Origin of the sequence: Catenulispora sp. EB89, assembly GCF_041261445.1 — a bacterium.
Taxonomy (GTDB): domain Bacteria; phylum Actinomycetota; class Actinomycetes; order Streptomycetales; family Catenulisporaceae; genus Catenulispora.
Window position 1 is genome coordinate 258,532 of the sequence record NZ_JBGCCU010000003.1, and the last position, 13,803, is coordinate 272,334.

6 protein-coding genes are annotated in these 13,803 nt (G+C 68.1%); 2 read left to right on the forward strand and 4 right to left on the reverse strand.

Going from position 1 to position 13,803, the window contains the following annotated elements; genetic code table 11:
• Positions 1-205: 205 nt before the first annotated feature.
• On the forward strand, positions 206-1,324 hold the full coding sequence (gene wecB, locus ABH920_RS08045) for a non-hydrolyzing UDP-N-acetylglucosamine 2-epimerase (RefSeq protein WP_370348228.1): 1,119 nt from the start codon (positions 206-208) through the stop codon (positions 1,322-1,324).
• 357 nt (positions 1,325-1,681) lie between these two features.
• Here wecB and ABH920_RS08050 read toward each other — a convergent pair whose 3' ends face one another.
• The 3 genes from ABH920_RS08050 to ABH920_RS08060 form a co-directional block, all read right to left on the reverse strand.
• Positions 1,682-1,927 (reverse strand): hypothetical protein, encoded by a 246-nt coding sequence (locus tag ABH920_RS08050; protein ID WP_370348229.1) that lies wholly within the window; start codon positions 1,925-1,927, stop codon positions 1,682-1,684.
• 232 nt (positions 1,928-2,159) lie between these two features.
• A complete protein-coding gene (locus tag ABH920_RS08055; RefSeq protein WP_370348230.1) occupies positions 2,160-7,361 on the reverse strand; it encodes a DUF6531 domain-containing protein in 5,202 nt (1,733 codons plus the stop codon).
• Positions 7,362-7,837: 476 nt separating this feature from the next.
• A complete protein-coding gene (locus ABH920_RS08060; RefSeq protein ID WP_370348231.1) occupies positions 7,838-9,520 on the reverse strand; it encodes a carboxylesterase/lipase family protein in 1,683 nt (560 codons plus the stop codon).
• A gap of 173 nt (positions 9,521-9,693) precedes the next feature.
• Here ABH920_RS08060 and ABH920_RS08065 point away from each other — a divergent pair, with 173 nt between their 5' ends.
• Entirely contained in the window at positions 9,694-11,721 is a 2,028-nt protein-coding gene (locus tag ABH920_RS08065) for a hypothetical protein (protein ID WP_370348233.1), read from the forward strand.
• Positions 11,722-11,952: 231 nt separating this feature from the next.
• Here the strand turns inward: ABH920_RS08065 and ABH920_RS08070 are convergent, their stop codons facing one another.
• On the reverse strand, positions 11,953-13,797 hold the full coding sequence (locus ABH920_RS08070; RefSeq protein WP_370348234.1) for a glycosyl hydrolase family 28-related protein: 1,845 nt from the start codon (positions 13,795-13,797) through the stop codon (positions 11,953-11,955).
• Positions 13,798-13,803 lie beyond the last annotated feature (6 nt).

Consider the following 13,803-nt stretch of genomic DNA (forward strand, 5'->3'; position numbering starts at 1 on the left):
GGCATCCCGATACCGTCGCCCAACACGCCACGGAATAAGCCACGAATCCCACCGGTCAGAATCACCCTTCGCGGTAATACAAAGTACCTACTAGGCCGACAGGGCCAATTTCCCGGAGAACCGCGTTGAGGATTTCGGCGACACGCACCCGACCCCACACAGTGGCATCGCCCAAAGTGATCGACGCGAGAAACGGATGGTGGACATGGCTGCGGGTTCGAATTCTCTGACCGGGACGGCGGTACTGGTCCTGGGAACTCGGCCGGAGATCGTGAAACTGGCCCCCGTCGCGCGCCACCTCCCGGACCGGGTCCGCGTCGTCCACACCGGCCAGCACTACGACCACGACATGTCGGACATCTTCTTCGACGAGTGCGAACTGCGCCGTCCCGAAACGACTCTCGCCATCGGGGGCAAGCCCCGCGGTGCACAGATCGGCCTGGCCGTGCAAGCCCTCGACGAGTTGTTCGGCGCGCAGCGGCCCGCGGTCGTGCTGGTCCAAGGCGACACCAATTCTGTGGTCGCCGGCGCACTGGCCGCCAACGCCCACGACATCCCCCTCATCCACGTCGAGGCCGGACTGCGCAGCCGCGACCGCCGCATGCCCGAGGAGCACAACCGGATCATCGCCGACCACCTGGCGACCGTTCTGTGCGCGGCCACCGAGCTCAACGTGGAGAACCTGAGGGCCGAAGGCATCCCCGCCGACCGCATCGCCCTGACGGGGAACACCATCGTCGACGCCGTGAACCAGGCGCTGCCCACCGAAGGACAGCGCGCGAAGGTACTCGCCGAACACGGACTCCAGGCCGACCGGTTCGTCCTGGCCACCATCCACCGACCGGAGAACACCGACGATCCGGCCATCCTGACCACCGTCATCTCCGAGTTGGCAGCCCTGGCGACAGCCGGATGGCCGGTACTCTTCCCCGCTCATCCCCGCACACGCGCCGCCCTGTACGCGGCCGACTGCCACCACCTGCTGGCCGGCCTCATCGTCACCGAGCCGCTCGGCTACGCCGAGTTCCTGGCGCTGGCCGCCGAAGCGGCATTGGTCGTCTCAGACTCCGGCGGGGTACAGGAGGAAGTCACCGTCCTGAAAAGACCGCTCATCGTCGTACGACGCTCAACCGAACGTCCAGAAGCGCTGCGCGACTTCGCCAGGCTCATGCCGCCGGGAACGCCCATCGCCGACGAAGCCCTCACGATGCTCGCTTCCGCTTCATCGGAGCTGCAGCGCCTGTCCGTTCTGGAGTCTCCCTTCGGCGACGCACACGCAGGGGCTCATATCGCGCGCATCGTCGAACGGTTCCTGCGCGCCTAGCTCAGACGGATACGAAGGCCCGGCGGTCCTCGTTCAACTTGACCAAGCCAGTTTTGCTAGGAGTCCTAACCCGACCACGGCCGCGCCCCCCCGTCCGTTCCGTGTCCCAGATCTCGGTGAATTGCACAGATAAGGCGCTTAACTACAGCTCAGGACCTTGATCGCGATAAGTGGAACCAGGCGTGGCGCCCGCAGGGCTGCGATGAGGATCCACGCGCGACTCGTGTCCGGCGTTGTCCGCCGCATCTTGCACCGCGGCGTGCAGGCTGCCGAACGGGGAGACATCCGGGTAGAGCGTGAAGTCCGGCCTGGTTGGCGCGTCAGGGTTCGCGTTCTCCGGCGAACCGAATATCTTGCTCAGCCACCCCGCTCGCGGCCGCCGATGACCTCCTGCGGAAGCGCTCCCTCGTCCCACAGTCGGTCCAAGACGGTCAGGAAGTTCTCCATGCCCTCCGGGTCGTCCGTGGGCGGGTTCTTCATCTCCAGCAGCGGATCCGAGGTGACGACGCGCCCCGCCGCGGGACCCGTCGATCCGGTGTAGGAGTGGCAGTTCGGGCACCAGACGCACGAGGAGATCGTCGGTGACGACCGGCCGTACGACATCCGGTAATAGCGCCTGATCCCGATTGCGTTGCATACCGGACATTGCCGGGCTTCTGGGGGAAGGTCGCGCTGCTCGCGCAACAAAGCCACTTCGTTGTCGGAGTAGGCTCGCACATTTACACCTTATCAGTACTGGTGGTCGTCAATAGGGCGAGGCCGGAAGGCTGCCCCGCCCCGAAGGGGGAGCCGCTTCCGGCCTCGTCACAGGCCTACCGGAAGGTCACGGGCAGGGTCAGAACCCGAATCTGCCCTTGAGCTCCTCCCACTTCGCCTCGCCGTAGGCCTTGGCCGAAATCTCTCCGCCGGGCACCTTGTACTTCACCCACGCGTCCTGGTGGTAGACCTCGTGGAAGAATGTGGTCACTGCCTCCTGGACATTCTCGAGACCGATGTTCGAGAAACGGATGATGGGCTTCCCGGTCACGCCCAGATCCGGGCCGCCGTACGCGGCCGGCGAAATCCCATAGGCCGGATATCCGTCATCATCGAGAATCACCGGCGTATACTCGAAATCGTATTTCGAGGCCAGATCCCCGAACCCGGCTCGCCCGAGGATCGCCTTGAAGCGGTCGATGCAGATGATCGGCCCGGTCGGGTACCACGCGGGACGGTTCTTCGGCCCTGACCGGTACGCGTCGGCCGAATCCGTGGCCGCCTGCGTCTCGGACGCGTCCGTCGCGGCCGCATCACGCTCCCAGCCGGTCAGGCCGCCGATGCCCAGCGCCGCTATCTGCCCGGCCAACTGGTCACCGGCCTGGCTGTACAAGTCAGCCAGCTGCGGGCAGCCTTCCTGCCGGAGCAGGTCGGCGATGTGGTACAGCCGGTACGCCGGCCGCACCGGCACGTAGGTGTCGAAGAAGTTGCTCCAGCCGCCGTTCTTGCCGGTGGCGGCGTCGTAGACGTCCCCGGCGAGCTTGAACGGCGCCTTGACACCGATCACGAACCCGCTGGAGAACTCGTCCCACTGGTGCCCCAGCCAGTCGAAGATGTCGTTGCCACTGGGGTCGGTCAGGTACGTCGGCCCATCGGCCACATAGGCATAGGACGCGACGTAGGGGTCCCCGACCGCCGAGGAATGCGCATCACGGCTGCTGAACCGGCCCGTGCTCGGGTCCATGATGCGGGCCCGCATATCCAGCTTGCCCGTGATGCTCTGATCCACCAGCGCACCAGTGAAACCGAACGGCTGAGCCGGCGGAGTCGTAACCAGGCTCTTGACCGTCTGAGAACCGAATGCGTCATACGTGTCGGTGTACTGATCCACCCCGGTCGAGGACAGCAGATCAGAGACCGACCCCAGGTAGTCGTGGGTGTCGTAGAACGCGCCGGTGGTGGTGTGTTCGGAGGTGATCGTACCCAGCGGGTCATAGTGATAGTCGCCGGTCAGCGCACCACTGCCGGTGGTCATGGTGGCCAGTTGCGGCAGCTGACCGTTCGAGTCCCATGTCTGAACCCGGTTCAAGCCGCCGCTGACAAAGGTCTTCACCCGGTTGCCGGCGGCATCGTAGGTGAATGTCTTGGCGAGGCCGCCGATGGTCCCGCCGGACAGCTCGCCAGCGGCGTTGTACGTGAACGTGTTGGTCCCGGCAGCGGTCTGATCGCCGTCGGCATCGTAGGTGTAAGAGGTCGTCGCCGTGCCCTTGACCGAGGTCGTCAGCTCGTCGGCGGCGTCATACGTGTACGTGGTCGTCGACCCGCCCGCACTCTGCGTCAGCCGGTTGCCGACCTTGTCGTAGGTGTACGTGCTGACCGTCGACCCGGACGGGCAGCCCGTCGTCGCCGACGGCGTGGTGCAGGCGCTGGTCAACCGCCCAGCGGTGTCATAGCCGTAGGTGAGCGTGGAAGCGCTCGCCCCGCTGTGCGTCACTGCGATCGACGTCGGCCGACCGTCCTGGTCCAGCGTCAGGTTCTCCGAAGCCAACGTCGCCGTGCTGCTGGCCGCCTTGATACCGGTGAGCTGCCCCGCGGCGTCTATCGTGCGGGTCTCGGTGTACCCGACCGTGGCAGGCAGCGCGCTGGAGACCAGGTTGCCGGCGGTGTCATAGCCGTAGGTGGTCGTGGCTCCATCCGCGGTCTGCGTGGCCAGCTCGTTGTCCCCGTTGTAGGTGTAAGTGGTGTTCTCACCGTCCGGGTACGTGCGCGAGGTGACGTTGCCCGCGTTGTCGTAGGCGTACGTGAAACCGGCCTCCGTCGAGGTGCCGGTGACCCCGGTCAGACGCCCGGCCGCGTCATATCCCAAGGTCCGGGCACCGGTGGCGTCGGTGAGACCGGTCAGGTGGCCGGCCTTGTCGAAGACCTGGGCGACCGCGGTGGTGCCATCGGAATAGGCGGTGTTGGTGACCAGTCCGCGACCGTCATAGGTGCGGGTCGTGGTCTGACCACGGGCGTTGGTGAACACCACCGCATGGCCGTCGGCGTCGTACGTATACCCGACCGCGTGGCTCAACGGGTCGGTGACGCCGGTGAGCCGCCGTGCCGCGTCATAGGCGTACGTCGTGACGTGAGCGTTGGCATCGGTACGGGTGACCACATCGCCCACCACGTCGTAGCCGTAAGTGGTCGCCCCGCCATCGGGCGCGGTAACCCCGGTCACCCGGCTGTCGGCGTCGTAGGCATAGGTCGTGACCGCGCCGGTCGGATCGGTGGTCGAGGTCTGCCGGTTGTCGCCGTCGAACGCCGCCGCGTGAACACCGCCGAGCGGGTCCGTCACCGTCGTGGGGTTCCCGGCCGCGTCGTAGCCGTAGGTGGTGGTGTAGGCGGCGGGATTGCCGCCGGTGACCGTGCCGCGGGGATCGATCGAGGTCACGGTCCGCTCGTCGGCGTCGAAGGTCCACTTCGTCGTCTCACCGGCCGCGGTGGTCTGCGAGACGTGGTTGCCGTCGGCGTCATAGGCCGCGCTCGAGCGGTTGCCGTCGCGGTCGACGGCCGTCAGCTGCCGGCCGAGCGCGTCGTAGGTGAAGGTCGCCGCGTGCCCGAGAGCATCGATGGCGGAGGTGACGTCGCCGGTCGCGTCGTAGCCGGTCTTGGTCACCGCCCCCAGCGGATCGGTGACGCTGACCTTCCGGTTGATGACGTCGTAGGCGGTGGTGCTGACCGCACCGGTCGGATCGGTGACAGTGGTCTGATTGCCGTTGGCGTCGTAGCCGAAGGTGGTGGTGTAGGCGGCGGCGTTGGCACCGGTGACATTGCCGCGCGGGGTGACGGTGGCGATGACGCGGTTGGCTTTGTCGTAGGTGCTGCTGGTCTTGTCGCCGAGGGGGTCGGTGGTCGACAGCAGGTTCCCGTTGGGGTCGTAGGCCTTGGTGACCGTCTTGCCCGCCGCGTCGGTGACGAGCGTGGCCCGGCCGTCGGCGTCGTAGGCGGTGGTGGTGGCCTTGCCCAGCGGGTCGGTCATGCCGGTCTGCTGCGCGTCGGCGTCGTACGTGTAGGAGGTGGTGTTGCCCGCCGGATCCTTCACCGTGGCCAACAGGTCGGCCGCGGTGTAGGTGTAGGTGGTCGTGTACGGCGCCGGGTTCGCGCCGGTGAGGTTGCCGCGCGGGTCGGTCTTGGTGAGGATCCGGCCCGAACCGTCGTAGGTGAAGGTGGTCTTCTCCCCCGCGGCGGTTGTCACCGATGTGCGGTTGCCAGCGCTGTCATAGCCGTAGGTCGTGGTCTCCCCGCGGGGCGTCGTCTCCGTGGCCAACTCGCCCAGGCCGGTGTAGCTGCGCTTGGCCACACCGCCGTTCGGGTCGGTGGTGGTGGTCAGCCGGCCCAGGGAGTCATAGGTGTAGCTGGTCTTGTGGTTGTTGCCGTCGGTGTGCGCCGTGACGTTGGCCGCGGCGTCGTAGGTCCAGCTCTCGGCGTAGGACAGGGGAGCCGGCGCGGTGCGGGTGAGCATGTTGCCGGCGCTGTCGTAGGTCATCGACGTGGTGTTGCCGAGGCGGTCGGTGATGCCGATCTGGTTCAGGGACTTGTCATAGCTGTAGGAGACCGAGTTGCCGAACGGGTCGATGCTCTGGGTGAGCACGTTGTTGGCGTAGATGTCGGTCCAGACGCCGCCGTTGGGGTCGGTCATGTCCGATTCTTGGGTGGCGGCCTTCCACACGAAGGTGGTCTTGGCGCCGACCCCGTCGGTCTGACTGCTGACGCGACCAGTAGTCGCGTCGTAGGTGTTGGTGACCACCGTGTGCGCGAGAGCGTCCTTGACGGTCAGCAGGCGGTTGCTGCTGTCATAGGTGTAGGAGGTGACGCCGCTGCGGACGTCGGTCACGGCGGTCAGATCGGTGCCGGTGTAGGCATAAGACACCGCGCGGCCGTCTGGGAGCGTCGCCTTCGTCAACAAACCGTTGCTGCCGACAGTGAAGGTCACCACGCGTCCAGCAGTGTCAGTAACGCTGGCGAGGTGTCCCGAGGAGTCGTAGGCCTCTGACAGGCCATGCCCGGAGGCGTCGAGGATCCCGGTGAGGCGGCCGTTGGCGTCGAACGTGCGGCTGGTGTGATCGAGGGCGGCGATTGTGAAGCCCGAGGCGGTTTTCACCAGGCTCAGGTGTACCCCGGCTGGTGGACTGTACGTACCGTCGGGATTCTGTGTGAACGCCATCTGCGAGCCGTCGCTGTCGGACAGGGTCTCGGTGCCGGAACCGGCCGACAGGCGCGCGTCGAACTGTGTCGACCAGCCGGTCCCCAACAACCCGGTCGCGGTGCGATCCGAGCGGTAGTTCCGGGTCAGCGCGAACGGCGTGCCCGCCCCGGTCAGTTTCAGGTCGGTGGCCTGCTGGTAGTAGGCGCCGGTGGCGGTGTTCACCGGGTCGGCTTTGCTGTTCTGCGCGTAGCAGGTGCAGATCCCGGTCTCGGCGCCGGGGATGTCCGGGGTGTAGAAGACGGTGACGTTGTTGGAGTAGGTGCCGTTCGGGCTGAAGTCACCGGACGTGGACTCGAACAACACCTGCGCGAAGTAGACCTGGCCGTCCTTCAACGGACCGCCCGGGGCGTTCCCCAACGACCAGAAGCACCAGTCCGCAGGGTACTGCGACGGCGGCCACCAGCCGTAGCAGTACCCGCCGGAGGGCTGGCCGTTGTACGTGGTGGGATCGACGTTGGCCGGGATCTCCTGGGAGTAGACCAGGGTCCCGGTCGAGTCGTACACCAGCACCGCGAACTCCTGCAGGCTGGCCGCGGTGGTACCGGCCGGGATGTGCGTGTCCACATCGAGGGTGATCTCGCCTGGGTACACCAGCGAGTCGCCGACCACCTCGTCCGGATCCGGCGGCACCACATTCGGCGACACCACCCCGGCGGCGGCATGCCGCGGCAGCGACGGCCGCGCGATCCCCGGCTTGGAATGCACCGGCGGCGTCGGGTGCGCGGCCAAATCCTTGTCCCGCTTGGCCGCCTGCACCGGCGTCAACCCACCGAGCTGCCTGGCCACCTGCGCATGCCGCTGATCCAACGTCATCGGAATAGGAGGAGGAGGCGGCTTAGCCGACCTGACCTCGTGACCCGCCGACGAGGACGTCCCCGCTCGTCCGGCGGCAGAGGGCCCGGCAAATGCGGCCGGCGCCTGGACGCCGACGAGGACCAGGACAGAAGAAAGGAACAGCACAACCCATCGAGACACCACGGCACGCACGGAGATACCAACCCCCATAAATAAGTATCTTTCTTTACCTGCCGCGCACGCTAAGCGCCGACCCGGGATTCGGCAACGGCATGCTCACTGTGCGAACACGCCACCAAACACCGAGTGAGACAGGCGCTCGAACGTTGACACTTCGATACGAGGCCGGGGCGGTGTTCAGGGGAGTTTTGAAGCAGGTGACTCATTTGAATCAGGACCTGAATATCCGCGACCCCGCACACCGCACACCGCACGCGCGGCGTGCGGCGGCGGTCGTGTGTGAGGCCTCCGCTGATCGTAGGCGTTTCAGGACGTCAGGACGCCCACGGCGCAGTCCGGTTGACCGCGTCCCAGAACTGGCAGTTGTGCTGCGCCGCGATCGAGCTCGCCGGAACGAGCGTGCTGTCCCCGCCCGCCTGTAGCGACATGACCGGGTTGCCGGGGGCCGCGAATGGCGTCCAGGGCGGGGTGCCGGGGGCGGTTGGGGTGCCGGTGCGGGCGAAGCCGGTCCATTCGGACAGGACCTGTTGCTGGAGCGCGAGTTGGTTCGGGTCCAGGGTTGCGGGCACGTCGTGGGCGAGCCTGTTGATGGCGCTGTGGTTGGCGCCGAGGGGCAGTGTTTGGCCTGGGGAGTCCGCGTCGTCGTCTTCGTAGGCGTAGACCGGGATGGCTCTGGACAGCTTCGCGTAGCTCTGCAGGGAGGGGCACACGCTGAAGGCGTCGGCCATCACTGTTCGGTAGGCGATGAACGGGGATGGGGACGGGTAGTGCTGCACCGGGTAGAGCCGGAGCACGGTGGGTGCCAGGGGGCCGAACTGCTGGCGTACCAGTTGCTCGTACTGTGCGGTCGTGTCGGCGATTACGGGGTGGCCGGGGGTGTTCAGGTAGACGCCGCCGTTGAATTCGTCGCGGCCGACGCCGATGATGGCCTTGACCCGGTTGACGCGGCCGCGGGCGAAGGCCTGGCTCGCCGACATGGTCAGGGTTGTGCCGTTGACGATCGGGCCGATGGCTCCGCCGCTGGTTGGGTCGAGGCCTTGGCCGCCGTTGACGACGAGGGTGTCGGCCGGCAGGGCCCGCAGGCAGGCGGCGACGTCGGGGGTGTTCGCGCAGCCGACCTTGGCGGCGAGTTGCGCGCCGAGGTGCTGGCCCTGGGCCTCGTCCGGGATCGCCGACTTGCAGTCCGCGGGCCACCAGATGGTGTTGACGTCGAAGTTGTAGTAGCCGCTGATGCTGATGCCGCGCTGGAACAGGCCGTTGGCGGTCGGCGAGGCGATCTGGTCGCAGACGCTGGCGCCGCCCGCGGACTCGCCGAAGATGGTCACGTTGCCGGGGTCGCCGCCGAATCCGGCGATGTTGTCCTTGACCCAGCGCAGGGCCGCCTGCTGGTCCTGCAGCCCGAAGTCGCCGCTGTGCGGGCCCAGCGCCTGGTCGGCCAGGAACCCCATGACCCCCAGCCGGTACGCCGCGTACACGTAGATGGCCGGGCCGGCGCCGACGAAGTTCGTCCCGTCGTCGTCGCGGGCCTCACCGAGGAACCCGCCGCCGTGGATCTCGAACATCACCGGCAGCCGCTGGCCCGGCCGCGTGCCCGCCGGCTCCTGGACTTCGAGGAACAGGCAGTTCTCGCTGGTGCCGGGCTGCACCTGGCCCGGCGGGAAGCTCGGCACGAGACATCCTGGCCCGCGCTGGGTGGCCTGGTAGGTCGTCGTCCACGGCTGCACCGGCTGCGGCGGGGTCCAGCGCAGGTTCCCCAGCGGCGGGGCCGCGAACGGGATATCAAGGTACGAGGTCTGCTGGCCGGCGGTGATGCCGCACACCGGGCCGCTGCCGGTCGACACGAGGGTCCCCGCGGAGCAGGCCGGTGGCGCGGCCGACGGCTGGGCCTGACGTGTGGCCGAATAGCCGAGGCTGGGTACGACGGCCACGACCGCCATCGCGACGGCGGTGACGACGCCGGCGAAGTACCGTCGACGCCAAAAAGTCCAAGCTTGCACGCTTTACTCCTCAGGACGCCAGGCTTGATCGTCACCGACGATACAGTGGATGACGACACTGTGTCATGATCGATGCCTGCGAAAGGACCGCCAAACCCGATACCAGAGGACTGACAACCTGGCGTGCGTCTCGCCCCGTCTAGCAGGTGACTGTCGACGAACGGGAGAGACCTGTGTCAAAGAACAGCATCACGCGCCGCTCGGCGCGTCGGCGTGCCGCCGCGTTTGGGCTGGTGGTGGCAGCCACCGCCTCGGCAGGCACGGTGACCGCCTCCGCGGCGGTCAGCACCGCCGCAGCGCCAGCCGTGCCGGCCCGGGTTGCAGCGCATATCAGCACCCTGTCGAACGGCGACAGGGTCACCGTGCGCGGGTCCGGGGCGCATGCGTCGACGACGGTGACCGCGCCGGATGGACGCTCGGAGCCCGCAGTGCAGATGACCGTGGGCGGGCACGCCTACGTGATCCCGGTTTCGGTCATCGCGTCGGGTCAGGCCTATGACCCGGCCGCCTACGACGCCGCGGCGATGGCCGGAGCAGTCGGGACAACCGGGGCAGCCGCCAGCCCTGCGGCCGTCACGCCGCACTATCCGCTCAGCATCCTGGAGATCGACGGCATCGGCCTCGACGGCGCCGCGGCAACCCAGGCGACCACCTTCCTTTTCAACACCGACGACTTGAAGCGGTACGCGGCCCCGATCGCGCTGCGCAACGGCGTCGCGCGGGTCGCAGTCCCCAGCGGGAACTACTGCGCGGTCACGGTCTTCGCCACCTTCGATCCCGCGACCCGCACCAGCACCGAGCACGTCGTGGCCCGGACCGACCTGGCGGTGACCGCCTCGGGCAGCACCACGCTGACCGCCGACGAGCGCAGCGCGACGGCGCGGGTCGGGGCCGTCACGCCTCGGCCGGCCACCATCGACGGCGACATCGAGACCATCGATCGGACCGACGCCGGCGGGGCCACGGGCGAGGTCCTGACCAGCGGCACCGGCTCCACCTGGGTGGCGCCGCAGCCCGCCGCGCGGGTCGGCGCGCTCGCCTTCCGCGTCCTGGACGTCGGCGCGGCCGGACCCGCCGGCGCCGACCCGTACCGCTACGACCTCAGCTTCGCGCCGTCCGACCACATCGACGCGAACCAGACCTACCGGCCGGACCCGTCGCGGATCCAGACCTCCCACAACGTCTTCGCCACCGACGCGGTCAACCCCGCCCACCAGGCCGGCTGGGACCTCGGGGTCAGCGGCCCGAACGGCGGCGCCGGGACGCAGCACATCGTCCCCGCCCCCGGACGTCTGACCGACTACATCGGTGTGTCGACCGACGACGTCTTCTGGTTCGCCGAATACATGCCGGTGGAGAACGCCCCGAACCAGCAGTCAGAGCTCGAATTCGAGGACCTCGGCTTCTACCGGGGCCCGGGCGAGGTTTGGCGCACCTGGGGCCACGGCCCGCTGACCCCGCAGGTCGGCCAGTACACGAACGGCATGGCCTGCAACGCCTGCGTGGACCCCGCCACCGGCATCACGGACTTCGGCATCACCGAGTTCGCCGACAGCGACCCGAACAGCGCCGCCCACGACCTCGGCCCCGGCTACACCGCGACGTTCAGCGTCTACCGCGACGGCGTCCAGGTCGCCTCGCAGTCCGGCTGGCCCCACACCGAACTCCCCGGCACCACCGCCCAGCCCGGCACCTACCGGATGGTCTACGACGCCGACACCACCGGCAGCGGCCTGCCGATGTCGCAGTCCACGAAGACGCACACCGACATCACCTTCCGCTACGCGCCGGGGTCGGCCGAGCAGGCCGCCCTCCCGGCCGACGACTTCTGCTACGCAGCGAACTTCGGCGCCACGGGGTGCGAGATCCTGCCGGCGCTGTCGCTGGACTACCAGCTCGCGACCGACGGCTCCGACACCGGCCACCTGCCGGTCCAGCTGCTCGACCTCGGCGTGGGCCACCAGTCCTACCAGGGCCAGGGCTCGCGCGCGGCGATCACCGGCGCCAGCGTCTCCGTGTCCTACGACGCGGGGAAGACCTGGGTCCCGGCCGCCGTGGCCCCGGTCGGCGCCGGCCACTACCTGGCGGTGTGGCCCAACAACGCGCCGAAGGGCAGCAGGCCGTGGCTGAAGGTGACGGCGACCGACGCGATCGGCGGCTCGATCAGCCAGACCGTCGCGAACGCCTACACCATCGGCTGAGAGACAGGCCGGGCAGGATCGAGCCGCGGAACAGCACGCTCGGCGAGGCGCGGGCCACGAGGGGGCTCCGCTCCCCGACCCGCGTCGGCACCACTATCGGTCCACGCCAGCAGCGCAAACCCGAACGCAGCCGGGAACGCTCCGAGCAGTTGCGGGGCGCAGGCAAGGAAATACGGGCTCTCACATTCCGTGAGAGCCCGTATCAGTTCCCGCTGATGCTGGACGCGCGCCCTACCGCGCGGTCGCGGTCGCGACCGACGGGTAGGGCGGGTAGACCGGTGTCGGGCTGGTCGTGGTGCAGCTCGTCGGGAGGACGCCGGAGTTGCCGCCGTCATCCGTGACCTTGAAGTTGCCGCCGTCGCAGCTGTAGCTGGGGGTCTTACCCTGGTTGGCCTGGGCGATGCCGGTGCCGGTGACGTTCTTCAGCGTCACCGAGGCGCCGGTCTGGTCCTGGAAGGCGAAGGTGCCGGTACCGGCGATGGTGACGGTGTCCAGGTTGACGCCGTTGACGGTGCCCTGGATCCACTGGACGGCCTCGTACGGGCTCTGCTCGATCAGGGCGTTGGTGACGTTGATCGGGCCGGCGATGGTGGCCTGTTGGGCGTCGAACCACAGGGCGCCGACGCCGAACTTCCAGTTGGGGTCGAGGTCGCCGTCGCGGAGCATCGTGTTGTTCTGGATCGTGTAGAGGCCCACGGGGGTCGACTTGAAGCGTTGGCCGATGTGGATGCCGCCGCCCTGGCTGATGCCGCTGTCGACGACCAGGTTGCCGCTGATGGTGTTGCTGTTCCCGCCGTAGCCGGCGATGCCGTTGGCGAGTTGCTGGAGCTGCACCGTGTTGTTGGAGATCGTGTCCTGCGAATCCGCCCCGATGCTGGCGTCGGCCCACAGCGCGATGCCGTCGTCGCCGGTGTTGCGGATATTGCTGGTGGTGACGGTCGAGCCGGTGACGCCGCCGTGCAGGTTGATGCCGTCGGCGGTGGTGTCGCGGATCCGCATGCCGGAGAAGGTCAGGTTCGACATGGGCCCGTCCATCCAGGCCCCGACCTTCATGTGCTCGATCCACACGTTCGACACGCTGGAGTTGCTCATGGCGCCGCCGATCCCGTTGACCTGCGCGCTGTCGTTGCGGATCTGGACGTTGCCGGAGATGGCGAAGTTCGACAGGTGCACGTTGGTGCTCGGGTTCGGCGCGGAGTTGCCGTAGAAGCCGGGCGCTGTGCCGGCGACGGTCGAGTACCACATGCCCGCGCCGGCGATGGTCACATTGTTCACCGCGATGTGGCCGGGGATGTCGAACGTGCCCGGCGGGATCCACACCGTGCCGCCGTGTCCGGCTGCGGCGATCGCGGCGTTGAACGCGCTCGTCGCGTCGGTCGCGCCGGTCGGGTCGGCGCCCTTGCTGGTCACCGACACCGAGCCGGCGGGCTGGCTCGCGGGTGCGGCCACGTTCTCGAAGTCGGCGAGGTCGACGGTGTAGGAGGAGGCCGAGTCCTCGGAGTCGACCTGCAGCTTGAAGGTAGTACCGGCCGGATAGGTCGTGGACAGGAGCCGGTGGGCCTCGTCGTAGAAGTGGTGCGGCTTGCCGTTGCTGGGGTTGTTGGTGAACGGGTACGTGCCGTAGTACCAGCTGTAGGCGTTGGTCAGCGTGAAGTCGGTCTGCTTGGCGCCGTTGATGTACAGCGACAGCGGCGCGGTGTAGGTCGAACCGGTCGCCGAATCCGGGATGCTGTAACGGAAATCGATCGAGTTCGTGGCCACCGGCGTGGTGAAGGTGACGTACCGGCCGGTGCCCTGAAGCGTCACCGCCTTGCGGCCGGACGCCTCGTCGGCGAGTTGGCCCGCGGTGTAGCTGGGACCGATGACGGTGCCGTTCGTCGGCTCGTGCTCGGCTTCGACTTCGGTGTACGGCAGGTTCGCGCCGCTACCGCCGGTCGCTGCCGCAGCGCCAGCCGCAGCCGGGGCCGCAGCCGCGTGAGCCGCGTGAGTCGCAGGCGTCGCGACAGCGCTCGAAGCCAGGCTGACCACGGCCACGGGTATCGCGGCGACAAGCGTCGCAGCGCTGGCGAACACCACGGTCCG